Source organism: Novosphingobium sp. THN1 (assembly GCF_003454795.1).
Classification (GTDB): Bacteria; Pseudomonadota; Alphaproteobacteria; order Sphingomonadales; family Sphingomonadaceae; genus Novosphingobium.
Genome location: NZ_CP028347.1, coordinates 1,101,044 through 1,126,494, shown reverse-complemented (window position 1 = coordinate 1,126,494; position 25,451 = coordinate 1,101,044). Strand labels below are relative to the sequence as shown.

27 protein-coding genes are annotated in these 25,451 nt (G+C 64.7%); 16 read left to right on the top strand and 11 right to left on the bottom strand.

Annotated elements, in window-relative coordinates:
* Nucleotides 1-163 precede the first annotated feature (163 nt).
* Nucleotides 164-1,192, top strand: a complete 1,029-nt coding sequence (gene hemE, locus C7W88_RS05550) for a uroporphyrinogen decarboxylase (protein WP_118074595.1) — start codon at nt 164-166, stop codon at nt 1,190-1,192.
* Nucleotides 1,193-1,275: 83 nt separating this feature from the next.
* Entirely contained in the window at nt 1,276-1,719 is a 444-nt protein-coding gene (locus C7W88_RS05545; RefSeq protein ID WP_118072807.1) for a CopD family protein, read from the top strand.
* A gap of 147 nt (nt 1,720-1,866) precedes the next feature.
* Here C7W88_RS05545 and C7W88_RS22565 read toward each other — a convergent pair whose 3' ends face one another.
* On the bottom strand, nt 1,867-2,031 hold the full coding sequence (locus C7W88_RS22565; RefSeq protein ID WP_162895925.1) for a hypothetical protein: 165 nt from the start codon (nt 2,029-2,031) through the stop codon (nt 1,867-1,869).
* Between the two features lie 207 nt (nt 2,032-2,238).
* On the opposite strand from C7W88_RS22565, the gene rho reads away from it, so the two are divergent.
* From rho to C7W88_RS05505, 8 genes are all read left to right on the top strand, one after another.
* A complete protein-coding gene (rho, locus tag C7W88_RS05540; RefSeq protein ID WP_039333211.1) occupies nt 2,239-3,495 on the top strand; it encodes a transcription termination factor Rho in 1,257 nt (418 codons plus the stop codon).
* A gap of 103 nt (nt 3,496-3,598) precedes the next feature.
* Entirely contained in the window at nt 3,599-6,145 is a 2,547-nt protein-coding gene (locus C7W88_RS05535) for a helicase-related protein (protein WP_240344844.1), read from the top strand.
* Between the two features lie 18 nt (nt 6,146-6,163).
* Nucleotides 6,164-6,448 carry an RNA-binding S4 domain-containing protein gene (locus C7W88_RS05530; RefSeq protein ID WP_118072806.1) on the top strand — a complete coding sequence of 95 codons (285 nt, stop codon included), beginning with the start codon at nt 6,164-6,166 and terminating at the stop codon, nt 6,446-6,448.
* Between the two features lie 60 nt (nt 6,449-6,508).
* On the top strand, nt 6,509-6,847 hold the full coding sequence (gene fdxA, locus C7W88_RS05525) for a ferredoxin FdxA (RefSeq protein WP_118072805.1): 339 nt from the start codon (nt 6,509-6,511) through the stop codon (nt 6,845-6,847).
* Between the two features lie 348 nt (nt 6,848-7,195).
* Nucleotides 7,196-7,720, top strand: a complete 525-nt coding sequence (locus C7W88_RS05520; protein ID WP_011443787.1) for a CarD family transcriptional regulator — start codon at nt 7,196-7,198, stop codon at nt 7,718-7,720.
* Nucleotides 7,721-7,872: 152 nt separating this feature from the next.
* Complete coding sequence (locus C7W88_RS05515) at nt 7,873-8,448, top strand: hypothetical protein (RefSeq protein ID WP_205525254.1); 576 nt, start codon at nt 7,873-7,875, stop codon at nt 8,446-8,448.
* 181 nt (nt 8,449-8,629) lie between these two features.
* Entirely contained in the window at nt 8,630-9,391 is a 762-nt protein-coding gene (locus C7W88_RS05510; protein WP_118074593.1) for a head GIN domain-containing protein, read from the top strand.
* A 107-nt stretch (nt 9,392-9,498) separates the two neighbouring features.
* Nucleotides 9,499-9,846, top strand: coding sequence for a hypothetical protein (locus tag C7W88_RS05505; RefSeq protein WP_118072803.1), 348 nt, complete (start codon nt 9,499-9,501; stop codon nt 9,844-9,846).
* On the opposite strand, the gene C7W88_RS05500 is transcribed toward C7W88_RS05505, so the two are convergent.
* Nucleotides 9,843-10,790 (bottom strand): L-threonylcarbamoyladenylate synthase, encoded by a 948-nt coding sequence (locus C7W88_RS05500; protein WP_118072802.1) that lies wholly within the window; start codon nt 10,788-10,790, stop codon nt 9,843-9,845. The two genes, C7W88_RS05505 and C7W88_RS05500, sit on opposite strands and share 4 nt — an antisense overlap.
* A gap of 81 nt (nt 10,791-10,871) precedes the next feature.
* On the opposite strand from C7W88_RS05500, the gene C7W88_RS05495 reads away from it, so the two are divergent.
* Both C7W88_RS05495 and C7W88_RS05490 read left to right on the top strand, forming a co-directional pair.
* Nucleotides 10,872-12,590: an acyl-CoA dehydrogenase gene (locus C7W88_RS05495; RefSeq protein WP_118072801.1), complete on the top strand. Its 1,719-nt coding sequence runs from the start codon at nt 10,872-10,874 to the stop codon at nt 12,588-12,590.
* 25 nt (nt 12,591-12,615) lie between these two features.
* Complete coding sequence (locus tag C7W88_RS05490; protein ID WP_118072800.1) at nt 12,616-13,431, top strand: DUF815 domain-containing protein; 816 nt, start codon at nt 12,616-12,618, stop codon at nt 13,429-13,431.
* Between the two features lie 132 nt (nt 13,432-13,563).
* Here the strand turns inward: C7W88_RS05490 and C7W88_RS05485 are convergent, their stop codons facing one another.
* On the bottom strand, nt 13,564-15,024 hold the full coding sequence (locus C7W88_RS05485) for a sorbosone dehydrogenase family protein (RefSeq protein ID WP_118072799.1): 1,461 nt from the start codon (nt 15,022-15,024) through the stop codon (nt 13,564-13,566).
* A gap of 99 nt (nt 15,025-15,123) precedes the next feature.
* Between C7W88_RS05485 and C7W88_RS05480 the strand changes: the two genes are divergently transcribed.
* Both C7W88_RS05480 and C7W88_RS05475 read left to right on the top strand, forming a co-directional pair.
* Complete coding sequence (locus C7W88_RS05480) at nt 15,124-15,606, top strand: GAF domain-containing protein (protein ID WP_118072798.1); 483 nt, start codon at nt 15,124-15,126, stop codon at nt 15,604-15,606.
* A 110-nt stretch (nt 15,607-15,716) separates the two neighbouring features.
* The gene (locus C7W88_RS05475) at nt 15,717-16,463 is read left to right on the top strand and encodes a glycine zipper 2TM domain-containing protein (RefSeq protein WP_118072797.1); all 747 of its coding nucleotides are present in this window, start codon (nt 15,717-15,719) and stop codon (nt 16,461-16,463) included.
* Nucleotides 16,464-16,540: 77 nt separating this feature from the next.
* Here the strand turns inward: C7W88_RS05475 and C7W88_RS05470 are convergent, their stop codons facing one another.
* The 7 genes from C7W88_RS05470 to C7W88_RS05440 form a co-directional block, all read right to left on the bottom strand.
* A complete protein-coding gene (locus tag C7W88_RS05470; protein WP_118074592.1) occupies nt 16,541-17,695 on the bottom strand; it encodes an acyl-CoA dehydrogenase family protein in 1,155 nt (384 codons plus the stop codon).
* Nucleotides 17,696-17,842: 147 nt separating this feature from the next.
* Entirely contained in the window at nt 17,843-18,784 is a 942-nt protein-coding gene (locus C7W88_RS05465; RefSeq protein ID WP_118072796.1) for a ParB/RepB/Spo0J family partition protein, read from the bottom strand.
* Nucleotides 18,781-19,557 carry a ParA family protein gene (locus C7W88_RS05460; protein ID WP_118072795.1) on the bottom strand — a complete coding sequence of 259 codons (777 nt, stop codon included), beginning with the start codon at nt 19,555-19,557 and terminating at the stop codon, nt 18,781-18,783. The genes C7W88_RS05465 and C7W88_RS05460 overlap by 4 nt, the downstream gene beginning before the upstream one ends.
* On the bottom strand, nt 19,554-20,228 hold the full coding sequence (gene rsmG / locus C7W88_RS05455; protein ID WP_118072794.1) for a 16S rRNA (guanine(527)-N(7))-methyltransferase RsmG: 675 nt from the start codon (nt 20,226-20,228) through the stop codon (nt 19,554-19,556). The genes C7W88_RS05460 and rsmG overlap by 4 nt, the downstream gene beginning before the upstream one ends.
* Complete coding sequence (gene mnmG, locus C7W88_RS05450) at nt 20,225-22,072, bottom strand: tRNA uridine-5-carboxymethylaminomethyl(34) synthesis enzyme MnmG (protein WP_118072793.1); 1,848 nt, start codon at nt 22,070-22,072, stop codon at nt 20,225-20,227. Before mnmG ends, rsmG begins: the two co-directional genes overlap by 4 nt.
* A 66-nt stretch (nt 22,073-22,138) precedes the next feature.
* A complete protein-coding gene (gene mnmE, locus C7W88_RS05445) occupies nt 22,139-23,437 on the bottom strand; it encodes a tRNA uridine-5-carboxymethylaminomethyl(34) synthesis GTPase MnmE (RefSeq protein ID WP_118072792.1) in 1,299 nt (432 codons plus the stop codon).
* 31 nt (nt 23,438-23,468) lie between these two features.
* A complete protein-coding gene (locus C7W88_RS05440) occupies nt 23,469-23,732 on the bottom strand; it encodes a DUF6489 family protein (protein ID WP_118074591.1) in 264 nt (87 codons plus the stop codon).
* A gap of 117 nt (nt 23,733-23,849) precedes the next feature.
* On the opposite strand from C7W88_RS05440, the gene C7W88_RS05435 reads away from it, so the two are divergent.
* Nucleotides 23,850-24,548, top strand: a complete 699-nt coding sequence (locus tag C7W88_RS05435) for a dienelactone hydrolase family protein (RefSeq protein ID WP_118072791.1) — start codon at nt 23,850-23,852, stop codon at nt 24,546-24,548.
* Nucleotides 24,549-24,624: 76 nt separating this feature from the next.
* Nucleotides 24,625-25,008, top strand: a complete 384-nt coding sequence (locus tag C7W88_RS05430; RefSeq protein WP_118072790.1) for a nuclear transport factor 2 family protein — start codon at nt 24,625-24,627, stop codon at nt 25,006-25,008.
* A 75-nt stretch (nt 25,009-25,083) separates the two neighbouring features.
* Here C7W88_RS05430 and rpoZ read toward each other — a convergent pair whose 3' ends face one another.
* On the bottom strand, nt 25,084-25,428 hold the full coding sequence (gene rpoZ / locus C7W88_RS05425) for a DNA-directed RNA polymerase subunit omega (protein ID WP_039333165.1): 345 nt from the start codon (nt 25,426-25,428) through the stop codon (nt 25,084-25,086).
* Nucleotides 25,429-25,451 lie beyond the last annotated feature (23 nt).

The following is a 25,451-nucleotide window of genomic DNA, read 5'->3' as shown; positions in this document are numbered from 1 at the left end:
TGAGAACTTCGCGTTGACTCATATGCTGTCCAGAGTCGCGAACAGCAAAAAGTGTGGAAGCGGACTCACAAATCGGGCAGTGACAGGCAATCCCCGGTTTCCACAGGGCCAACAAACACCTTCAACCTGATTCTAAGAATCTATTTTAGTGGATTGGATCGAAATGCCCGGCCCGTTGCTCAGGACACTTCAGGGTGAGAATCTTTCCCGTCGGCCGATCTGGCTGATGCGCCAGGCGGGGCGCTACCTGCCCGAATACCGCGAGTTGCGCGCCGAAAAGGGCGGTTTCCTCGCGCTTGTCTATGATACCGACGCCGCGGCCGAAGTGACTGTGCAGCCGATCCGCCGCTTCGGCTTCGATGGCGCGATCCTGTTCTCGGACATCCTGATCGTGCCCTATGCGATGGGGCAGGACCTCAGGTTCCTCGTTGGCGAAGGCCCGGATCTTTCGCCGCGCCTGCTCGACGTGGCGCTGGACAGCCTTGTCGCGGTGCCTGAGCGCCTTTCCCCGATCTACGAGACGGTGGCCAAGGTGAAGGCGCAGATCGGCCCTGAGACGACACTGCTGGGCTTTGCCGGGTCACCGTGGACAGTGGCGACGTACATGGTCGCCGGCGAAGGCAGCCGCGATCACCACGACACCCGTGCGCTGGCCTATCGCGATGCCGGCCAGTTCCAGGCAATCATCGATGCGATCACGCAAGTGACGATCGAGTACCTTTCGGGTCAGGTCGAAGCCGGCGCCGAAGGCTTGCAGCTGTTCGATTCATGGTCGGGCAGCCTTGCGCCTGCCGAGTTCGAGCGCTGGGTGATCGAGCCCAATGCGAAGATCGCGGCGGAAATGCAGCGCCGCTATCCGCACGTTCCGGTGATCGGCTTCCCCAAGGGCGCGGGCGAAAAGCTTGCCGCCTATGCCCGCGAGACCGGCGTCAATGCCGTCGGCGTGGACGAGACCATCGACCCGCTGTGGGCCGCGCGCGAGATGCCGGCGGGCATGCCGGTGCAGGGCAATCTCGATCCGCTGCTGTTGCTGGCGGGTGGGCCGGAGCTGGAAAAGCAGACTCACCGCGTGCTCGAAGCCTTCGCCGACCGCCCGCACGTGTTCAATCTCGGCCACGGCATTGGCCAGCACACCCCGATCGAAAACGTCGAGGCGCTGCTCAAGATCGTGCGGGGCTGGTCGCGCGACTGAACCTTTTCGGGCACTTGCAAACCACGGTTTCCGCGCCGAAATAGCCCTCAGCAGGGGCGCACTGGCAGGCGGAGCCGCAACAGATGCAGCAGGTATTGGCGATGCTCTATCTCTGGCTCAAGGCGGGCCATGTCATCTTCGTGATCTTCTGGATGGCCGGCCTGTTCATGCTGCCGCGCTTCTTCGTCTATCACCAGGAAGCGCCGGAAGGTTCGCCCGAGAATGCGATCTGGGTGGATCGCGAGCGCAAGCTTATGAAGATCATCATGTGGCCGGCGCTGGTGGTGGTGTGGGTGCTCGGCCTGCTGCTGGCCATGGACATCGGCGCGTTCGCGCAAGGCTGGTTCCACCTCAAGCTGGCCTTCGTGCTCGTGTTGACGGCCTATCACTTCTGGCTGGCGAGCTATGCGCAAGCCCTCGCCCAAGGCGTTCGCAAACTGTCCGGCAAGAAACTGCGCATGCTCAACGAGATCCCCGGCATTGCCGCTGCAGTGATCGTGATCATGGTGATCGTGAAGCCGTTCTGATTCCGGTTTCACGCAAAGACGCGAAGACGCAAAGAGGTTGCGATTGCCGCAGGCGATGTGCGTCAATCAATTGCCGCGATTGTTCACTCGCCTTCGGCGAAGCGCAACATCTTCGCGCCTTTGCGTCTTCGCGTGTGAAATCCTTGTTTAGCCGCGCAAGGTCCGCAATCCATCTCGCATCGCATTGCGCACCAATCGCAAAGGCGAACGCGGCAAGTGCTTCCATTGCGAGCCCCAGGCATTGGCCGGGGCATCGTGCGCCTGCAGGCGGGGAAAGGCGCTGTTGCGGCGGGGCAGTCTGATCATGGTCATGTCCTCTCGTACAGGCCGGTTTTCCGGTTGATGCGAGCAGGATACCACCCCCCTGCCCCTATCCACAATTGACTATCGGCTGGCGCAGGCATATCTGCGGCGAACCGGAATGCAGATGTGCTGCCGATCGATGCAGCCGCCCTCTCGCTTTCTCCAAGCCCTTCAGAGGTTTCCGGCCATCTATCCAACCCTTTGGAAAAACACGAAATGCACCTGAAGGAACTCAAGCAGAAGACCCCCGCCGAGCTGGTCCAGATGGCCGAAGAGCTCGAGGTCGAAGGCGCCAGCACCATGCGCCGCCAGGACCTGATGTTCGCCATCCTCAAGGAAATGGCGGAAGACGGCGAGGAAATCCTCGGTATCGGCACCATCGAAGTCCTGCCTGACGGCTTCGGCTTCCTGCGCAGCCCCGAGGCGAATTACCTCGCCGGGCCGGACGACATCTACGTTTCACCCAACCAGGTCCGCAAGTGGGGCCTGCGCACCGGCGATACAGTGGAAGGCGAAGTCCGCGCGCCCAAGGATGGCGAGCGCTATTTTGCGATCACCCGCCTGATCAAGGTGAACTTCGATGAACCGGAGGCCGTGCGCCACCGCGTCAACTTCGACAACCTCACCCCGCTCTACCCGAACGAGCGCTTGAAGCTCGACACGCTCGACCCGACGGTCAAGGACAAGTCGGCCCGCGTGATCGATCTGGTCAGCCCCCAGGGCAAGGGCCAGCGCGCGCTGATCGTCGCGCCGCCGCGCACCGGCAAGACCGTGCTGCTGCAGAACATGGCCAAGGCGATCACCGACAACCATCCGGAAGTCTTCCTGATCGTCCTGCTGGTCGACGAGCGTCCGGAAGAAGTCACCGACATGCAGCGCAGCGTGAAGGGCGAGGTCATCTCCTCGACCTTCGACGAGCCTGCCACGCGCCACGTGCAGGTTGCCGAAATGGTGATCGAGAAGGCCAAGCGCCTGGTCGAGCACAAGCGTGACGTCGTCATCCTGCTGGATTCGATCACGCGCCTTGGCCGCGCCTACAACACCGTGGTGCCGTCATCGGGCAAGGTGCTGACCGGCGGTGTCGACGCCAATGCCCTGCAGCGCCCCAAGCGCTTCTTCGGCGCGGCGCGCAACATCGAGGAAGGTGGCTCGCTTTCGATCATTGCGACGGCCCTGATCGATACCGGCAGCCGCATGGACGAAGTGATCTTCGAAGAGTTCAAGGGCACCGGCAACAGCGAAATCGTGCTGGACCGCAAGGTTGCCGACAAGCGCATCTTCCCCGCGCTCGACGTCGGCAAGAGCGGCACCCGCAAGGAAGAGCTGCTCGTGCCGAAGGACCAGCTTTCGAAGATGTGGGTCCTGCGCCGCATCCTCATGCAAATGGGCACCGTCGATGCGATGGAATTCCTGCTCGACAAGATGAAGGATTCGAAGACCAACGAAGACTTCTTCGCGACGATGAACCAGTAACTCCGGGAATCGGCAAGCGCCCGAAGCGCGCGAGAATCGAGGGCGGGGATAAATTCCCCGCCCTTTCTTGTTTATGGGCATCATGCCCGCCACATTCAGACACATGGCCCCGCGCATTCCTGCCCAGCCTCGGAGACCTGCGCATACCGGCGTGGTCAAGGCGGTGCTCGGGCCGACCAACACCGGCAAGACCCACCTCGCGATCGAGCGGCTCTGCGCGCATTCCTCGGGCGCGATCGGCTTTCCGCTGCGGCTGCTGGCGCGCGAGGTCTATGACCGGGTCTGCGCGATCAAGGGCGCGGACAATGTCGCGCTGATCACCGGCGAGGAGAAGATCGAGCCCAAGGGCGCGCGCTGGCACCTCTGCACGGTCGAGGCCATGCCCTCGCGCCCCGATCTTGCCTTTGTCGCGCTCGACGAGGCCCAGCTTTCCGCCGATCCCGAGCGCGGTCACGTCTTCACCGACCGCCTGCTGCACACGCGCGGACGCGAGGAGACGATGCTGCTCGGCTCCTCGACATTGGAGCCGATGATCAAGGCGCTGGTGCCCGAGGCCGAAGTGGTCACCCGCCCGCGCTTTTCGACGCTGAGCCATGTCGGCGCCAAGAAGCTCTCGCGCATTCCGCCGCGCAGCGCGATCGTCGCGTTCAGCGCCGAGCAGGTCTACGTCATGGCCGAGATGCTGCGGCGCTTCAGGGGCGGCGCGGCAGTGGTCATGGGTGCATTGAGCCCGCAGACCCGCAATGCCCAGGTCGCGATGTATCAGGCGGGCGAGGTCGACTACCTCGTGGCCACCGATGCGGTGGGCATGGGCCTCAACCTCGACGTGCACCATGTGGCCTTCGCCGGCCTCTCCAAGTTTGACGGTCACCGCCAGCGACGGCTGACCACCGCAGAAATGGCGCAGATTGCCGGACGCGCCGGGCGGCATCAGCGCGATGGCACGTTCGGCACGCTCGCCGGAGCCGGTGGCACGAACCCAGAGTTCACCGACGAGGAAATCTACGCGATCGAGGAACACCGCTTCCCGCCCCTCACCCGTCTGTTCTGGCGCGAGGCGGAGCCGCGGTTCGACAATCTGGCCGCGCTGATCGAGGACCTCGAAAGCATTCCCCCGCGCCCCGAACTGGTAACGCCGCCCCAGGCCATCGACCTCGCCGTGCTCAAGCGCCTCGCCGAAGATCCCGAAACTGTTGCCAGCGTGCGTGGCAAGCGTGCGGTCGAACGCTTCTGGGAGGTCTGCCGCCTGCCCGACTTCCGCTCGCAGGGCGAGGAAACGCACAGCCGCTTTGTCGCCCGCCTGTGGCAGGACTTGCGCCACGGCTACCTTGGCGCAGACTACGTGGCGCAGGCGATTGCCCAGTTGGACAATCCTTCCGGGGATATCGACACGCTGCAGGCGCGCGTCTCGGCGATCCGTTCGTGGGCCTATATCGCGCAGCGGCCGGACTGGGTGCTGGCCAAGGAAGAAATGTCGGCCCGTGCCCGCGCGGTCGAGGCGCGGCTGTCCGATGCGCTGCACGCGCGGCTGACCGAACGCTTCGTCAACCGCCGCACCGCGGTGCTGATGCGCAAGGCCGGCGCTGACGCCTCGCTGCTGCCGGTGCGCCTGGCGGACGAAGGCGCAGTTCTCGTCGATGACGAGCCGATCGGCCACCTCGAAGGCTTCCGCTTCGTCGTCGATCCCCTCGCCCGCGCCGAGGATCGTCGCCTGCTTCTGGCTGCGGCCGAGCGCCACCTGCCGGGCCTGCTGCGCCATCGCGCCAAGGCTCTGGCTGAAGCGGCGCGTGAATCGAACGGCATCGCGTTCGAGGACACTGCGCTGGTCTGGCAGGACACGGTGGTTGCCAAGCTCGAGCGCGGGCGGGCCATGCTGGCCCCTCGGCTCAAGCCTGATGTCGCGCTGGACCGGCTTGCTCCCGACGACAAGGCTGAGGTGGTCGCGGCGCTGGAGGCATGGCTGCAGGCGCAACATCAGCGCCATCTCAAGCCCCTGCTCGCGCTCGACGATGCGAGCCGCGATCCCGCTTCGGGACCTGAGCTGCGCGCGTTGCTGCTTCACCTGGTCGAAGCGGGTGGGGTGCTGGTGCGGGAGGGCTCGGGACTGGACCGGCTCGACGCGGGCCAGCGCCAGCGCCTGAAGAAGCTGGGCGTCCGCATTGGTGCGCTTGATCTGTTCCTGCCCAACGCCTTGCGGCCGGGCGCGATGCAGGCGTGGCACCGTCTGGCGCGCATCTGGGGCAAGCCCGCGCCCCTGCCGCCCGAGACAATGCAGCCCGTGGTCCATACCAGAATCGCTCCTGCCGGATACCGCCGCCTCGGCAACGAGGCCTTGCGCGTCGATCTGGCCGAAAAGTTGCTCCACGCCGCGCACGCCACGCGCATGGGGACGAAGGCGAAACGCGTGTTCCTCGATCCTGCGGTGGCGCGATCGATGAGCCTTTCTACCGCCGCCTATGCCGCGCTGCTTCGCGCAGGTGGCTTTCGCGTGCACATGGGCCGGAGCCTGCCCGAAAAGGCATACGGCCCGCCGCATCCGCCGTTGTGGGACTGGCGGCCATCCCGCCGCGAACCTGCAACCGACCCGGAAAGACCCAAGCCGCCACCCACCGGCGCATTCGCCGCGCTTGCCGAACTGGTGGCGCGATAGGACAAGGAGAGAGCCTGCTTGCGGATCGACAAGTTCCTCTGGTTCACCCGTTTCGCCGGCAGTCGCGGCCTTGCCCAGGACTGGGTTTCCGCCGGCCATATCCGCCTCAACGGCCGCCGGATCGAGCGATGCAGTGCCGGTATCAAGCAAGGCGACGTGCTGGTCCTGCCGATGCGCAGCCGGGTGACGGTGATCGAAGTTCTCGCCATCCCCGCCCGGCGCGGTCCGGCAACCGAAGCGCAATCGTGCTATCGCGTGGTCGAAATTCCTGACCAATCGTCGCCCGGTCAAGCGCCCGCTTGACGGGGCGGCCCAAAGGCCTCTAGCACGGCCTCAAACGAAGACCTGAGGGATCAAATCGCCATGACCTACGTCGTCACCGACGCCTGTATCCGTTGCAAGTTCATGGACTGCGTCGAAGTGTGCCCCGTTGACTGCTTCTACGAGGGCGAGAACATGCTGGTGATCAACCCCAGCGAGTGCATCGACTGCGGCGTGTGCGAACCGGAATGCCCGGCAGAAGCGATTCTGCCCGATACCGAATCCGGGCTTGAGCAGTGGCTTGAACTGAACGCCAAGTATTCGGCGGAATGGCCGAACATCACCGCCAAGAAGGATGCGCCCGAAGACGCCGACGAGCACAAGGGCGAAGAAGGCAAGTTCGACAAGTACTTCTCAGCCGAACCCGGCGAAGGCGACTGATTCCAGCAGGTTGCAGGGGTCGGCGGCTGAGGTCGCCGTTGCCCTTCCATCCCTCTGCCGGCGCAGCGTAAGGCGTTTGTTGGCTCCGCAACGGAGACAGCAAACGATTTCCGCTGCGCTGCAGTGCGTTCAGGGGTGGTAATTTTGTTGCCGAAGTGTTATATCATGCCCCAAGCGCCGGTGGGTTCATGCCTGTCCGGCGTCTTTCACCACGAAAAACGGCAGGACAAGAACAGCAACCGGATCGCAAGCCTCGCATGACCGTCGATCCGGCGGACTCATGCCTATTTCCCCCAAGGCTTCGCTAACCTCCGTTTGCCAGTCCTGCCCGCGTCGAAAGGATTACCAATGGCAGGTAAGGCTCTCGCCTTCGATGTTGGGGACTACGTCGTTTATCCGAAGCATGGTGTCGGCCGGGTGGTCGAACTTCAGGACGAAGAAATTGCCGGCATGAAGCTGCAGCTCTACGTGCTGCGCTTCGAAAAGGAACGCATGACTCTGCGCGTTCCGGTCAACAAGGTTGAAGCGATCGGCATGCGCAAGCTGTCGTCCGACAAGACGCTGCGCGAAGCGCTCGATACGCTCAAGGGCAAGCCCAAGGTCAAGCGCACCATGTGGTCGCGCCGTGCCCAGGAATACGAAGCGAAGATCAACTCGGGCGACCTCGTGTCGATCGCCGAAGTGACGCGCGACCTGTTCCGCGCCGACGATCAGCCGGAACAGTCCTACTCGGAGCGCCAGATCTTCGAAGCAGCCTCCTCGCGCCTCGCCCGCGAACTCGCGGCGATGGAAAAGACTGACGAGCCTGCCGCGCTCAAGAAGATCCTCGCGATCCTCAACGAACACGCGCCAAAGTACTACGAAACGGCCTGATCCGTTTCACGCACTGGTGCATGAAACAGGCCTCCGGGAAACCGGGGGCCTTTTTCGTTGCGATGGAAGCATTGTCTCTGGCTTTTCACATTGTCCTGAAGGACCATCCCGGCGGTCGGAGCGCTCTTTGGCCTGACTTGGGGGATTACTTTGTGAAATCTGCTGCACTTGCCCTTTTGCCCGTTTTTCTGCTGACGGCCCTTCCCGTACAGGCGAAAGCCTCGGCTATCTCGTATGACTGCGATACCCGGGGCGACCATTTCTCGGAGCTGTTGCTGCCGGTCCCTGATGGATCGGTTACGGTCACCGGGAAGGTGCAGGTCCGGGATCTCGCGGAGTTCAAGAAGTACGCGCCCTTGGTGCGGATCGGATTTGCACAGTCTGCAGGCAATCCCGGTGAAGCGCCGGTGGATATTGCCGGCATCAAGATCACCGCGATGCCGGCCAAGCTGGTCGACAAGTCGATCAAGGACCCCAAGCTGGCTATCCAGCTTCTGCAGTGGGACGAGTTTGCCGGCGGCAAGGAAGTCGAAAGCGAACCGATCAATGTGCTGCCGGTGGGTGAGGCCCTGCCGTTCTCGCTGCGGTTGACTGGCACCTCGGTCTCGATCAACTTTGCCGGAAGCAAAAGGACATTTGCCACAGCGATCAATTCGCCAGTCGTGCGGGTCATTTGCTCGACCGGGGAATTTCTGTTCACCGATCTGTCGATCTCGTCGACGGGTTGATCGTCGCGGGCCTTTGTCTCGAACGACCAACTCCTGCCTTGGCTCCACCAACGACTTGGCCGATATCGTATCACCGTGTTATATCGGCAATACAGTTAGGAATGGCGGCAGGAGTGACTTCGTCATGTTCAGGAATTTCGTTCGCGCGCCCCTTTTACGGACTTTGGCTGGCGTTGCTGTCATGGGTCTCGCCACTGCACTCAGCGGGTGTGACGGCGGCAACATCTCGTTCAATGGCAAGAAGGGCGTTCCGCTTGCCGATCTCGACATGAGCGGCGCTGCGCCGACCGGAATTGCACTTTTGGGTCCGGACAATGTCCGTATCACCCGGGGCGACAAGCTGGCGATCACGGTCGAGGGCGAAGGCGCCGACAAGCTGCGTTTTGCCCTGTCGGAAGGCCAGCTTGGCATCACGCGCGAGGATTGGAAGCTTGGTCAGTCAACCCGCGCGGCGACCGTCAACGTCACGCTTCCGGCGTTGAACGAGGTCGTGCTCGCCGGTTCCGGCAACCTGACCACCGACCAGCTCGGCGGCGATGATGCCAAGATCACCGTCGCCGGATCGGGCGTGGTCGAGGCGCGCGCGATCGACGCGCAGAAGCTCGGCATCGACGTGGTCGGTTCGGGCAAGCTGCGCGCCGCTGGCAAGGCGAGGGAACTGAAGATGACCGTGGCCGGCAGCGGCGATGCCGAAATGGACGGGCTGACGGTCGACGAGGTCAAGGTCGACGTCGCCGGTTCGGGCAACGCCCGCTTCGCCTCCAACGGCCACGTCAACGCCAACATCATGGGTTCGGGCGAAGTGCGCGTGTTCGGCCGCGCCACCTGCAAGGTCAGCGCCATGGGCTCGGGCAAGCTGGTCTGCGAGAACGGTGTCACGCCGAACAGCGATGACGCGGACGCGGCCCGGGTGGAGGCGACTGCTGAAGCCGACGAGCAGTGATCTTCTGCAGGACCTGCACCGGATCGGCGCGGCAAGGACCAAACCGGTGCAGGTCCTGCTTGCCAAGTATCTAGTAGGGTGGGATTTTTCCCTTGAGGGAGAAGTCCATGCGCCATCGCCTCATAGCACTTTTCATTCTCGCGTTCGCGCTGTCAGGCTGCGTCGCCAAAAGCGCGTTCGATCTGGCGACGGCACCGGTGCGGGTGGGCGCAAAGGCGATCGACACCACCGCCGGCGTCTACGATCGCATGACCGTCAGCGAGTCCGAGCGGGATCAGAAGCGCGGCCGCGAAATCCGCCGCCGCGAAGAGCGTTACGGCAAGCTGTCACGCGAATATGACAAGGCTCGCCAAGATTGCAGCCGCGGCGACGATGACGCATGCGAGGACGCCCGCAGCATTTATGCCGAGATGGACGCGATGCGCGCCAGCGTGCCTTACGAAGCTCGCGACTAGGCAGCAGCGCGGCGCAAGCGGTCGTTGATCGCCACGCCGATGCCATGGTCGGGGATCGGCGCCACGGCGATAAGCGGCTGCGGCGCTGCCGAGCCGTGATGCAGGCAGGCGTAGAGCCGCGCCGCTGCCTCCGCCAGATCGCCCGAAGCAGACAGCGTCACGTCTCCGGCGATGTCGCCGAAACCGATCAGGAACTCCCCTGCCCCCGCCTCCGCAGCGTTCAGTCGCACCGGCTTGCCCGGGGCGTAGTGGCTCGCCAACTGCCCGGGAGCCTCGATCTTTGCTGACGTCATGGCGGCGCTTTGTCCGCCCAGAACGCCGGCAATTTCGGCCTCGGTGATCGGGCCTGGCCGCAACACGGTCCACGACCCATCCGCGCGCAGGCCGACGATGGTGGATTCGATTCCCTGCCGCGTTTCCCCGCCATCGAGGATCAGATCGACGCGGTCACCCAGCGAGGCTGCGACATGGGCTGCACTGGTCGGGCTCACTCCGCCCGAGCGATTCGCCGACGGCGCAGCGAGCGGTAATCCACAGGTTTTCAACAGGGCCTGCATCACCGGATGTGCCGGGCAGCGCAGGGCTACTGTCGGCAATCCGGCACTGACTGCGGGGGCTAATCCTGCGCCCTCGCGCAGGGGCAGGACCATGGTCAGCGCGCCGGGCCAGAAGGCTTTTGCCAGGTTTCTCGCGCGCTCGTCGAACCGGGCCAGAGCTTCGGCTGCCGTAACGTCGGGCACGTGCACGATCAGCGGGTTGAAATCGGGCCGACCCTTGGCCTGATAGATCCCGGCCACCGCCGCATCGTCGTCGGCGCGGGCGGCCAGGCCATAGACCGTCTCGGTCGGCACGGCGACAGTTCCGCCGCGCGTTATCACCTGCGCGGCAAGCTCCAGTCCCCGGGCGTCGGACAGATGCACTTTGGAAGGCTTTGTCGGCTCCATCAGGCTCGCTATAGGGAGAGCCAGGCCCCGCGCCAAGCGCACATGCCCTGCGCCTGAGATTGCGCGAGACAGGAGAGGACGATGACTTTCACGCCGCCCACCGCCGACCAGCTGCTCGCCATCCGCGTGAGCGCCGGGATCGACGAACTGGCCCAGAGCGAACGCTTTGCCGCCGCCACGCCCGATCTGGTCGAGGCGATCGTCGAGGGCATTGGCGCGTTCGCCGCGGGTGAATGGGCACCCCTTCATCGCGCGGGCGACCAGATCGGCGCGAAGTGGCGCGATGGCGAGGTCACTCTGCCGCCCGGCTATGTCGATGCCTACAAGGCCTTCGTCGAGCAGGGCTGGAACTCGATTGCCGGGTCGACCGAGTTCGGCGGGCAAGGCCTGCCGTTCACGCTGGCCACTGCCACGCTCGAAACGCTGGGCGCGGCCAACATGGGCTTCACCCTGCTGCCGATGCTCACCGTCGGCGCGATCGAGGCGCTGGAGCATCACGGCAGCGAAGCGCAGAAGGCGATGTACCTGCCCAAGCTGATCAGCGGCGAATGGTCGGGCACGATGAACCTGACCGAACCACAGGCCGGCTCCGACGTGGGTGCCCTGCGCACCACCGCCACGCCGATCACCGAAGGGCCGCACGCCGGCAAGTGGCGCATCGTCGGCACCAAGATCTACATCACGTTCGGCGAGCATGACGCTGCTGACAACGTCGTCCATCTCGTTCTTGCCCGCACCCCCGGTGCGCCGGAGGGGTCGCGCGGCATTTCGCTGTTCATCGTTCCGAAGTTTCACGTGGAACAGGACGGATCGATCGGCGCCCGCAACGACGTGCGCTGCGTCTCGATCGAGCACAAGCTCGGCATCCACGCCTCGCCCACCTGCGTGATGAGTTATGGCGACGAGGGCGAATGTATCGGCGAGATGGTCGGCCATGAGAATGGTGGCCTGCGCGCGATGTTCACGATGATGAACTCGGCCCGCATCAATGTTGGCAGCCAGGGCGTCCAGATCGCCGAGCGCGCGTTCCAGCAGGCGCGGGCCTATGCGCGAGACCGCGTGCAGTCGGCCCGCGCCGGTTCGGCCGACAAGGCCCCGGTCGCGATCATCGAGCATCCCGACGTGCGCCGTATGCTGATGCGCATGCGCGCCCTGACCGAAGGCAGCCGCGCCCTGCTCTACTACACGGCAGGCCAGGTCGATCGCGGCGCACTCGGCAATGACGCGGCCCAGAAGCGCGCCGAACTGCTCGTGCCGATGCTCAAGGCGTGGGGCACCGATATCGGCTGCGAAGTCGCCAGCCTCGGCATTCAGGTCCACGGCGGCATGGGCTTCATCGAGGAAACCGGCGCCGCCCAGCACCTGCGCGATTCCCGCATCGCCCCGATCTATGAAGGCACCAACGGCATCCAGGCGGCAGACCTCGTCACGCGCAAACTCGGTTACGACAACGGCGGCGTGCTGCAGGCACTGATGGCCGAAATCGCGTCTGAGATGGAAGACGTCCCCGAAGTCGCGGCTCTGGCCAAGGATGCCGCTGCGATCGGCCAGTGGATGAGCACGACCGCCTCGCTTGACGACAAGCTGGCAGGTTCCGTGCCCTTTACCACGATGTGCGCGGTTGCCGTTGCCGGGTGGCAGTTGGCCCGCCAATCGCGCGCGTCGGACCTGCACAGCAAGATCGCCGTGACCAAGTTCTTCAACCGCGTGATCGTGCCCGAGGCGCGCGGCCTCGGCTCCTCGGCGATGGCAGGCGCAGCGCTGCTCTACGATCTCGACAGCGAGGCGCTTGCCGGATAACCGCCGGCCCGATAATCGCCTGGCCATGACCGACGCCCTGCTCACCCGCATCGCCGAGGCGCTTGAGCGCCTTGCCCCGCCGCGCGAGGCCAGTGCCGATTGGCTCGCCTTCCCCGCCTATGTCTGGGACGGCAAGGCGGCGCGCGGGATCGATCCGTTGGAAGCGCCCGCGCTGAGTCTGATGCAGGGGATCGACAAGCAGAAGGCAGCCGTGGTCGAAAACGTCGCGCGGCTTTCGCGCGGTGCTGCGGCGCATGACATGCTGCTGTGGGGTGCGCGCGGTATGGGCAAGTCGGCTCTGCTGCGGGCGGCAACGCTGGCGGCGCAGACCGCGCTGCCCGGTTCCATCGCACTGGTGCAGGCCAGCCCTGACGCTGGCCTGGCTGATCTTTTCGCGATCCTGCGCAAGATCGACCGTCGCTTCCTCGTCTTCCTCGACGATCTCGGTTTCGACGCGGGCGACAGCGACGGCGCGCGCAAGTTGCGCTCGTGGCTGGAAGGCGGCGTAGAGGCGCGACCGGCAAACGTGCGCCTCGCGGTAACGTCTAACCGTCGCGCGATCGTGGAGCGCCATCTTTCCGAGCAGGACGATCCAATCAACCCGCGCGACGTGGTGGACGATCGTCTCGCCCTTGCCGACCGCTTCGGCCTGAGCCTTGGCTTCCACAACTGCACGCAGGACGATTACCTCGGGATCATCGCTGGCTACGCCGCGCACTTTGGCCTGGCCTATGAGGAAGGCGATGCGCTGGAATGGTCAAAACGCCGCGGCGGGCGCTCCGGCCGCGTGGCGTGGCAGTACGTCAACGAACTGGCAGGACGGGCTGGCCGGTCGCTCTGATCTGTCCGCCCCGCGGCGACTGACCTCGCCTCCAGCCCGCCAAGTCTCGCAGCCCTCCCGCGTGTGGGAGGGCATAAGCGCGATCTTACGCCCCTCTCGCAGGCAGGAGGGTTCAGGGGTGGGCAAAAGCGCTTACTGCTGCGGCTTCATAAGGTCCGAATCTGCGTTCGGCTTCATGATGAACTTGCCGGTGCCCTTGGGCTGGGGCGGTGCCGTGCGCGTCGGGAGTGGCGTGATCGCGGCTGCCGGTTTTGCCCCCGGCGCAACCACGCGCCAGATCACGCCGCCGGTATCGTCGCTGACCAGCAGCGCGCCATCCTTGGCAAAGGCGACCCAGGTCGGGCGTCCGTGCGCGGTGTTTTCGTCGGCAAGGAAGCCGGTCAACACCGGCACCGGCGGATTGGGCAGGACGTTGCCGCGCGTGTCGAACTTCACGAAAACGACGTCATAGCCCGACAGCGGACGGCGGTTCCATGAACCATGGCGCGCGATGAACGCGCCCTGCTGGAACTTGTCGCCCATCAGGTTGCCGCCCTTGGCAAAGGCAAGGCCGAGCGGCGCCACATGCGCGCCAAGGCCGTATTCCGGCTTGCGCACGTAATCGAGCATGTATTCCGGCATCGGCGCCGTCACGCGCTGGTCGATGTTGTTCTTCCAGTAGACCCACGGCCAGCCATAGTTCGCGCCGAACGGCACGTTGGTGAGGTAATCGGGCACGAGGTCCGATCCGAGCATGTCGCGCTCGTTGACCACGGTCCACAGTTCTTCGCTGTAGGGATTGAAGTCCAGACCGTTCGGGTTGCGCAGGCCGCCTGCATACTCGAATGACTTCTTCTTGGCGAAATCGTACTGGTGGATCGAAGCGCGGCGATATTCGGCATCGATGCCACCCTCGGCAATGTTGGATGCCGAGCCGACCGTGACGTAAAGCTTCGAACCATCCGGCGAAAGCAGCAGGTTGCGCGCCCAGTGGTTGCCGCCGCCGGGCAGGTCCATCAGCTTTTCGGGGCTGCCCGTCAGCGTGGTCTGGCCCAGTTCATAAGGGAACGAGAGCACCGCATTGTGATTCGCCACCAGCAGGCGCCCTTCGCGGAAGGCCATGCCGAACGGCGAATCCAGCGCCGGGTTCTCCATCACGAAGCGCTGCTCGGCCTTGCCATCGCCATCGCCATCGCGCAGCAGCACGATCTTGTTGGGCGAAGGGCCGCCCGCGCCGACCTTCCTGAACAGATAGCCCATCACCGCGCCGGTGATACCCTCGACCTTGCGCGGTGGCGAATTGGTCTCGGCAACCAGAACATCGCCGTTGGGCAGGGTCACCACGGTGCGGGGGTGATCGAGCTTGTCGGCAAAGCGGGTGACCTGCAGGCCCTGGGCTGCGACCGGAGCCTCGCCATCCTTCCAGCCGATCGGGTCGGCCGTCTTGATCGTCGGGATCGTCTGGCCCTCGGGCCGCGCCAGCTTGGGTTTCGGGCCCGAGGTTTCGTTGAGCGTGTACTCGGCCGAGGACCCGTGGATCGACCAGGCAACCCAGGCGGCAACGATGGCGACGATCACGAGCAGCGCGATCAGCAGTTTCTTGAGAAGCTTCATGCCCTGGAATCTAGGCCTGACCGTGTCTCAGGGCAATGGCACACCTGTGCGAAGTTGCGCGGCGCGACTTTTCGGTCCGGTTGCGCTAGATGCCTTGCCATGTTCACATTCGCACCCACCGACGGCCAGAGCCGCGCCGAACTCCACGCCGATCTCCTCGAGGCCGCCAAGGCCCTCACCCATGGCGAGCCCGACGGCATCGCCAACATGGCCAACCTTGCCGCGCTGATCTGGCAATATCTGCCGGATCTGAACTGGGCAGGCTTCTATCGCATGGTCGGCGGGGAGCTCGTGCTCGGCCCCTTCGTCGGCAAGCCAGCCTGCATCCGTATCGCGCTCGGCTCGGGCGTATGCGGCACGGCGGCGGCGACCGCCACGACCCAGCTCGTGCCCGATGTGCACGCCTTTCCGGGCCATATCGCGTGCGACGCGGCAAGCCGTTCCGAACTGGTCGTGCCGGTGATTCGCGATGGCGCGGTAATCGCGGTGATCGATCTCGACAGCCCCTCGCCCGACCGTTTCGACGAGGACGATGCGCGCGGGATCGAGGCGCTGGCGGTGGCAATCGCGACCCGTATCTGATTCCTGCCCCGATTCGGGACAGACGGGACTCTCGCCCGCCTGAAACCTTGGTTTTATGCGGGTCATGATGGTAAGTTTGCGGTTAACGAACCTTTTCAGGGGCAAACCGCATGCTTCGTCGTCTCTTGATCGCAGCCGTTGCGCTGGGTGCAGTGTCATCTCCGGCCTTGGCTGGTGAACACCGTCGTCCCGGTCCCGTCAGCGGTGGGTGGCAGGGGAGCTACACCGGTGGTTATTACGGCGGTGCGACTGGTCCCGTCTATTACCCGCCCATGATCGGCGCGCCCTATCCCACGGTGGTGATGACCCAGCCCGTGGTGGATGCGCCGCCGCCGCCGCCACCTCCGCCGCCGCAGGGCTACTATCCCCAGGCCTATCCGCAGCCAGATCCGCGCTGGGCCGAGATGAACGAGCGTTGCGCCAAGGTCTATGGTGACAAGGGCGTCGGTGGCGCGCTGCTCGGCGGCGTCGTTGGAGGCGTGGCGGGCAACCGCATCGCCGGCAAGGGCAACCGCGTGCTCGGCACGGTCGCCGGTGCTGCCGTCGGTGCAGTGGCTGGCAATGTGATCGACAAGGCCGAGGACAAGGGCCTGCGCCGCGAATGCGACGATTATTTCGCCTCGCTCCCGCCGCAGCCCTATCCCGGTGGGCCCTACCCCGGAGCCTATCCGGGCTATTATCCCGGCTACGCGCCCTATGGCTATGTGATGGTGCCGGTCATGCTGCCCCCGCAGAAGCCCTGCGTCGAGAAGACCGTCGTCACCGAAACCTGGGTCGAGACAAAGCGCGCCCGCGTGATCCCGCGGCGTCCGGTCCGCGACAAGCGGGTCAAGGAAAAGCGCGTCTACACCGGCTGAACCGGCAGAATGTCAGAGGAAAGGGTCCGCCCTCCGACCTGGAGAGCGGGCCCTTTCGTTTGCATCAGCTTTTTTGATCAGAGCTTGCGCCCGATCAGCTCCTTCATGATCTCGTTGGTGCCGCCGAAGATGCGCGTCACGCGCGCACCGCGCCATGCACGGGCAATCGCATACTCGTTCATGTAGCCTGCGCCGCCATGGAGCTGGAGGCACTTGTCCATCACTTCCCATTGCAGTTCGGTGTGCCACAGCTTGGCCGCGGCGCCTTCCTCGGCGGTCAGTTCCTTCTTCAGGTGCCGAGCCAGCGCCCAGTCGAGGTGCGCCCAGCCCACCTGCAGCTTCGCCTTGATGTCGGCCAGCGTGAAGCGGGTGTTCTGGAAATCGAGGATCGGCTTGCCGAACGCCTTGCGCTCGCGCGTGAATTCGACCGTATCGTCAAACGCCTTCTGCGCCGAAGCCTGCGCGCTGACGGCAATCGACAGGCGCTCCTGCGGCAGCTCGCTCATCAGGTAGATGAAGCCCTTGCCTTCTTCGCCCAAGCAGTTGGTGATCGGCACGCGCACATCTTCGAAGAACAGCTCGGACGTATCGGCTTCGTCCTGGCCGATCTTGTCGAGATTGCGCCCGCGTTTGAAACCTTCGCGGTCGGCTTCGACCAGCACGATCGAGACACCCTTCCAGGCCGGCTGCACTTCGGTGTCGGTCTTGCAGCACACCAGGATCAGGTCGGCGTTCTGGCCATTGGTGATGTAGGTCTTCGACCCGTTGATCACGTAATGGTTGCCGTCCTTCTTGGCCGTGGTCTTCATGCCTTGAAGGTCCGAGCCGGTGCCGGGTTCGGTCATGGCGATGGCGGTGATCACCTCGCCCGAAACCATCTTGGGCAGCCACTTCTTCTTCTGCTCTTCCGAGCCGTAGGAGACGATGTAGTTGACCACGATGTCCGACTGCAGCGAGAAGCCGGTGGCCACGCGCCCGTAATAGGCGCTCTCTTCGTCGACGATGGCGTTGTAGCCGAAGTCGAGGCCGAGCCCGCCGTATTCCTCGGGCACTGTCGGGCACAGCAGGCCGAGCTCGCCAGCCTTTGGCCAGATGCTCTTGGGCACGATGCCCGCCTCGGCCCATTCGTTCGAATGCGGCGCTACCTCGTCCTGCAGGAAGCGGCGGACGGTCTGGCGGAAGGCTTCGTGGTCTTCATTATAGGCTGTGCGCGGGATCAGGTCGAGCGACATGGCCATTCTCTCCGGTTCTGGTTGTTTGCACGCAGCCTATGCGCACAAGCCCGTCCCGGTCAACGAGAATTAATCGACCAATTAATGTCCGATGGTGCAGGCAATGCTGACGCTGTGACGTCAGCATGCATCAGCAATTTCAATTACTTAGAATTCACCGCCGGTCAGCCGCTGGCAGATCAGGTCCAGCTGGTCGAGGTTCTTGTAGCGAATCGTCACGGCTCCGGTCGTCGGATCGGAGTCAGGCTGGATCACGACCTTGAGCCCGAGGAAGTCCTCGAGGTGCTGCTGGATCGCGGCAAGATCGGCCGCGCCCACCGGATCCTTGCCCGCCCGCGCCTGCCTGCGCTGGCCTTCGGGCCGCGAGGCCTTGCGCGCGAGCTTCTCGACATCGCGCACCGAAAGGTCCTTGGCCACCACTTCGCGGGCCAGGCCGATCGGATCGGGCGCGTTGATCAGCGCGCGGGCATGGCCCATCGACAGTTCGCTGCGCACCACCATGTCGAGCACTTCATCGGGCAGCCCGAGCAGGCGCATCATGTTGGCAACATGGCTGCGCGACTTGTCGACGAACTTGGCGATGTCGTTCTGCGTCAGTCCCTCGCTGTCGGCCAGGCGCTGATACGCCCGCGCCTCTTCCACCGGGTTGAGATCCTCGCGCTGAAGGTTTTCGATCAGCGCCAGCGCGGCAACATCGCGATCGTCCAGCTTGCGGACGATGGCCGGGATTTCGTGAACCTGCGCCTTCTGAGCCGCACGCCAGCGGCGCTCACCGGCCACGAGCTGATAGCGTCCGCCCGACAGCGGCCGCACGACCACCGGCTGGATCACGCCACGCGCCGCGATCGACTGCGCCAGTTCTTCCAGAGCGTCCTCATCGAAGTGACGACGCGGCTGCTCCGGGTGCGGTTCGATCGAGGCGACGGTCAGCAGCGCCAGCCCGCCGTCGCGGCTCTCGGCAACGTCAGCCGGCGAAACCGAGATGCGCGCGATCGGCTCCTCGCGTCGCACTTCGCCCATCAGTGCGCCAAGGCCACGGCCAAGCCCGGTCCTGCGCACTGGTGCCTTCACTGCGTCTTCGCCGCTCATGCCGCTTGTCTCCTCTCGGGCAGGCGACCGATCAGCTCGCGCGCCAGTTTCATGTAGGCCTGCGAACCGGGGCAGGCATGGTCATAGATCAGCGCCGGCAACCCGTGGCTCGGCGCTTCGGACAGGCGCACGTTGCGCGGGATCACGCTCTCGAACACCAGATCGCGCAGGCATGAGCGCACGTCGTCGGCGACCTGATCGGTCAGGCGATTGCGCCGGTCATACATGGTCAGCACGATGCCAAGGATGCCGAGGTCCGGATTGAACCGCTCCTGCACCCGCTCCACCGTCTGCAACAACTGGCTCAGCCCTTCGAGCGCGAAGAACTCGCACTGCAAGGGCACCAGGATCGTGTCCGCCGCAGTCAGGGCGTTCAGCGTCAGCAGGCCGAGCGACGGCGGGCAATCGATCAGGCATATGTCATGCCCGGTGTCGCCATTGAGTACCTTGCGCAGGCGATGGGTGCGATCCTCGACGCTGACCAGTTCCACTTCCGCACCGGAGAGGTCGACCGTCGCGGGCACGATGTCCAACCCCGGAATGCGGGTCTCCATCAGGCACTCGGCGACGGGCGCCTGATCGATCAGCAGGTCATAGGAAGAACGCTCACGCTCACCCGCAGAGATGCCGATTCCGGTCGAGCAGTTGCCCTGTGGATCGAGATCGATCAGCAGCGTCTTCCACCCCGTTGCCGCGAGCGCGGTGGCGATGTTGATCGCCGTGGTGGTCTTGCCCACCCCGCCCTTCTGGTTTGCGACCGCGATCGTGATCATTTGCGTTTGCCCTTGGCGTTCGAGGGTCGCGGTGGACTGCCGCCGAGAAGTCGGCCGCAAATCACACCAGCGTTCGCATCCGTCAGGGATTGTTCCACGTGGAACATGTGATTCCATGATTCGGGGAGCATTTGCAATTCTTGCGCTGCCCCTGCCCCTTTCGGCAACAGCCAGACCGTGTCCGGTGTGGAAAAGCGTGCGGAAAGAGCAACCAGCTTGTCCAAGGGCGCGAAAGCACGAGCAGAGATGACCGCACGCGGACCTGGCGGCAGATCCTCCACCCGCGACAGAACCACGCGAACATTGCCAAGCCCTAACGCATCCGCAGCGCGCTGAAGCCATTCAGTGCGAAGACGCCGGGAATCAACCAGCGTGACCGGGCGATCCGGCTGCAGGGCAGCAATCGCCAGACCGGGAAAGCCGGCACCCGTGCCGAGATCGAGCCACTCACCATCGGGAAGTGTTTCACGTGAAACATGCAGCAGCTGTGCGGAGTCGACGATGTGGCGCACCCACACGTGCGGCAGCGTTCCTCGCGCGACGAGGTTCTGCCGCTCGTTCTCCTCGAGCAGCAGCGCCACAAGTTGCTCCAGACGCTCCATGCCCGGCGCGTCAACGCCAAGCACGTCGGGCAGCCACGCCTGCGCCTCGGCCTCGGTAACGATCGTCATGCGGCGATCCTCCGCCGGGCGTGAACCAGGAGGCTGGCAAGAGCCGCTGGCGTGATTCCGGCAATGCGACCGGCTGCGGCAAGCGTATCTGGCTGGGCCTTCTCCAGACGCTCGACCATTTCGCGTGACAGACCCGGCACCTCGGCAAAGGGGAAGCCCTCCCCCAGAGGCACATGGTCGGACGCGCGCAAGTCGCGCAGTTCGGCATCCTGCCGCGCAAGGTATGGCGCGTAGGCCGCGTCCTCCTCTACCTCCTCGGCAAGAAGTGGATCGAAGATGGCATCGCCGATCCAGGGCCGCAAAGTCTCGAGCGTCACTTCCGGAAAGCGCAGCCACTCGGCCAGTGAGCGCCGGGCGCCATCCGCGCCGACCGCCATGCCGGCACGGCTGAGTTCTGTCGAAGTTGCTGCCAGCGCCAGCGCCTCTTCCAATCGGCCCCGCTGCGCCTGCCGCGCCTCGAACCACCTGGCCCGCTCATCGCCAATGCACCCGACCGCAAGCCCAATCGGCGTCAGCCGCGAACTGGCATTGTTGGCGCGCAGGCGGAGGCGATACTCGGCCCGCGCGGTCAGCATCCGGTAGGGCTCGCTCACGCCGTGCAAGGTCAGGTCATCGACCATCACCGCCATGTAGCTGTTGGCACGATCAAGTTCAGGAGCCTCACGCCCCAGCACGGCCGCCGCGGCATGCATTCCCGCGACCAGTCCCTGCGCCGCCGCTTCCTCATACCCGGTCGTACCGTTGATCTGTCCGGCGCAATAGAGTCCCGGGATGGCCTTGACCTCGAGGCTCCGGCGCAACGCGCGCGGGTCGATGTGGTCATATTCGACGGCGTAGCCCGGCACGGTGATCTCGGCCTGCTCCAGCCCTTCCATTGAACGGATCATCGCCACCTGCACATCGGTCGGCAACGAGGTGGAGACTCCGTTGGGGTAGACGGTGGGGTCATCCAGGCCTTCCGGTTCGAGGAACACCTGGTGACCATCGCGGTCGCCGAAGCGGTGGATCTTGTCTTCGATCGACGGGCAATAGCGCGGGCCCTGTGCGCCGATGGCACCGGTGAACAGGGGAGAGCGATCCAGCCCTGCCCGGATGATCTCATGCGTCCGTTCATTGGTCCGCGCGATCGCGCAGAACACTTGCGGCAGCGGACGATCCTTTGTCAGCGGTGACATCGTCCACGGGTCGGCGTCGCTCGGCTGCTCTGGCAGGCGTGCCCAGTCGATTGTCCGACCATCGATGCGCGGCGGCGTCCCCGTCTTCAGTCGCGCCATTGGCAAGTCCGCTGCCCGCAACTGTTGAGCCAGGCGATGCGCCGAACTCTCGCCGATCCGCCCGCCGTCCATGCGCTCCTCGCCGCGGAACAAGCGCCCGCCGAGGAAGGTGCCCGTGCACAAAATCACCGCCCTGCCCGCCAGCCGCGAACCGTCGGCAAGGTCGATCCCGGCAACGCGGCCCTGTTCAAGATGGAGGGCCGCCGCCTCTCCACCAACCAGCGTCAGGTTCGGCTGTGCGGCGATCATCAGCTGGATCGCCGCCTTGAAGCGTTTGCGGTCCGCCTGCACGCGCGGCCCCTGCACTGCGCTACCCTTCGACCGGTTCAGCATGCGGTAGTGAATCGCTCCGGCGTCTGCTGCGCGCGCGATCAGGCCGTCAAAGGCATCGACCTCGCGCACGAGGTGGCCCTTGCCAAGGCCGCCGATCGCCGGGTTGCAGCTCATCGCGCCAACCGTTGCGGGATCGAACGAGACCAGAGCAGTGCGCGCACCCATCCGCGCCGCAACGGCGGCCGCCTCGACGCCGGCGTGTCCGCCGCCGACCACGATGATGTCGAATTGCTGCATGACTGGCGCGATACGCGACTTGTGGATTCGCGTCAAAGTTTCAGGTGCGGTGTTTCACGTGAAACACTACTTGCCGATGCAGAAGCGTCCGAACAGCGCGTCGAGCATGTCCTCGGTCCCGGTCCTGCCGACCAGAGCATCCAGTGCGCGCCGAGCAAGGCGAAGGTTCTCCGCCGCCAGCAATCCGTCACGCTCCACCGCCGCAAAGCGCAGGGCTTCCGCGACCTCGCTCAGCCGGTCGTGCTGCCGCTGGTTCAGTGCCGCCTGACCCGGCGCTGGTAGGGAGCGTCGCGCATGGTCGACGAGTGCGGAGCGCAAGGCTGCAAGTCCCTCCCCTGTCCGGGCCGACAACGCCAGCGCCTTGTCAGATTTACGTGGCGCGATCGGATCGTCCGCTCGTGCTGCGATTTCCCACAGCGTCCGCCCCTCCGGCCCCTCTCCTTCAGGTCCAAGCCACAGGATCAGGTCTGCCTTCTCTGCGGCCGCCCTCGCCCGTGCAATGCCGATCCGCTCGATCTCTCCCGCGCGATCATCACGCAGTCCTGCCGTGTCGACGAAGGTGAACGGCACGCCATCGAGCGAGGCGGCGAAAGTCAGAACATCGCGGGTCGTGCCGGGCTCCGCCGCCGTGATTGCCGCTTCCTGTTCGACAAGCGCATTGAACAGCGTCGACTTTCCCGCGTTGGGAGGCCCGGCAAGTACGACGCGGAAGCCCTCCTTGAGCGGTTCTGCGCGCGGACGGGAAAGCCATGCGTCGATTCGCTCGGCCAGCGCAATGCACTCACCGGCAAAGCCTGCGGGAAGCGTGGCTTCCCCCTCACCCACATCGTCCTCGTCCGAAAAGTCGAGCGCGGCCTCGAGCCTCGCCGAGATGCGCAGGAGCTCCGCGCGCCATTCTTCGACGTCGCGCGAAAGCGCACCCTCGGCCATGGCCAGCGCAACGCGCCGCTGCAGTTCAGTCTCCGCCGACAGCAGGTCGGCCAGGCCCTCCGCTTCGGCCAGATCGATGCGGCCATTGGCAAAAGCCCGGCGGGTGAACTCGCCCGCCTGTGCCCGGCGCAATCCCGGCAGCCGCTCAAGTGCTGCTTCGACAGCGGCCACAACAGCACGGCCGCCATGGAGATGCAGTTCGGCGCTGTCCTCACCGGTCGCCGTACCGGGACCGGGCAGCCAGAGCACCATCGTCCGGTCAAGATGCGTACCGTCCGTCGGGTCAGCGAGTGTCGCCAAGCTCGCGCGGCGTGGCGCAGGCAGCTTGCCGCAGAGTGCACGCAACGCTGGGCCTGCCTGTGGGCCACTGATGCGGAGGACGGCGATGCCCGCAGGCGGCGGGCCGGAGGAAAGGGCGAAGATGGTATCGGTCACCGCCCCGCCCTACACTGTTCCACGTGAAACGTCAGTCCTTCGACTTCTTGGAACTCGCCCCTGTCATTGCGCCAAGACCGCCCTGCTCCATGAAGTTCTGGAACAGCTTCAGTCCGATCTCGCCCATAGGCGCCACTTGCTTGGCGAAGCTCTGCAACTGGTCGAGGCTGCCCGCCCCCTGCATCGCCTTGGCGACGCTTTCGATGTAGACGTCGTTCGCTTTCGAAACATCAGGCAGGCCGAGGAAACGGCGGGCTTCTTCGGGCGTGCAATCGACTTCGACGGTGACTTTCATGTGCGCCCTTTCCGGCATCCGCTGGTCGGCGGAGATTGTCATGCACGCTTGGCAAAGTCCACCGCCGGGGCCAACATGGCTTTCGACCAACTCCTTTGAATCGCAGGATGAACAACCATGGGCGAGAAGATCACGTTTGCAGCACTTGATGGCGAAGGCGATATCCCCGGCTATCTGGCCACGCCCGATGGCCCGATTCGTGCCGCCATCATCGTCATCCCCGAGATCTTCGGCGTGAACCCCGGCATTCGTCACAAGTGCGAGGCCTGGGCAGATCAGGGCTACATGGCGCTGGCGCCTGAGATCTTCTGGCGCTTCGCGGCAGGCGTAGAACTCGATGCCGATGTGCCAGAGCAGTTCCAGGAAGCCCTGGGCTATTTCGGCCAGTACGATGCCGACAAGGGCGTGAAGGACATCGAGGCTGCGATTCGCTTCCTGCGCGGCTACGAAGGCATCGACAAGGTTGGCCTCGTCGGGTTCTGCCTGGGCGGACGCATGGCCTACATGGCCGCGGCGCGCACCGATATCGACGCCTCGGTTGGCTACTACGGCGTGATGATCGACCAGATGCTGAACGAATCGCACGCCATCGCCAATCCGCTGATGCTGCACATTCCCACGGCTGACCACTTCGTTGGCCCCGAAGCGCAGAAGGCGATTCACGATGGCCTTGATCCGCATCCGAAGGTCACGCTGCACGACTATGAGGGCCTCGACCACGGCTTTGCCGCCGAGATGGGCAGCCGCCGTGACGAGGAAGGTGCCGCCCTCGCCGATCGTCGCACTCGCGATTTCTTTGCGCAGCATCTCGGCTAGATTTCTTGCGTTGCGCCGGATCAATGCCGGCGCAGCGCCCCTGCCCTAACCAGAACCAGAACAACGGGAGAAGCACATGAAACTCGGCCTTGCAGCCTGGCACCGGTACATGGTCAGCGGCGATACCGCGCTGCTCGACGAGCTCGTCGCAGACGATGCCGTGTTCCACTCCCCCGTCGTCCACACCCCGCAAGAGGGCCGCGAGAAGGTGCTGATGTATCTCACCGCCGCGGGCCAGGTCTTCGGCAACGGCACCTTCCGCTATGTGCGCGAACTGGTGGACGGACCCGAGGCCTGCCTCGAGTTCGAATGCGAGATGGGCGGCATCAAGGTGAACGGCATCGACCTGATCCGCTTCGACCTTGAAGGCCGCATCGTCGATTTCAAGGTCATGGTCCGCCCGCTGAAGGCGATCAACAAGGTCTGGCAGCTCATGGCCGAGCGGCTTGAGAACACCTGATAGGCGTTAACACATGAAAAAAGCCCGCAGCGCGAACTACGAGCTTTAATCTAAGCCATTGATTTCAAACTGAAATCAACCGTCGTAATCGGCACCCAGCGAGGTGTTGCGCACCGGTGCCGCGGCGGTGATGCGCAGCGCTTCGGCCGACTGCGACAGCGAGCCGATTTCATCGACTTCATCATCGTCGTCAGGCAGCACGCGCTGCAGCGACTGGATCACGTTTTCCTTGAGCACGGCGGGACGCACGGTCTCTTCGGCGATTTCGCGCAGGGCGACGACCGGGTTCTTGTCACGGTCACGATCGACGGTGAGTTCGGCGCCGCCCGAGATCGCGCGTGCGCGCTCGGCAGCCAGAAGGACGAGATCGAAACGGTTGGGGACCTTGTCGACGCAATCTTCGACGGTAACGCGCGCCATCAGGCACTCCAATCAATCAAAGG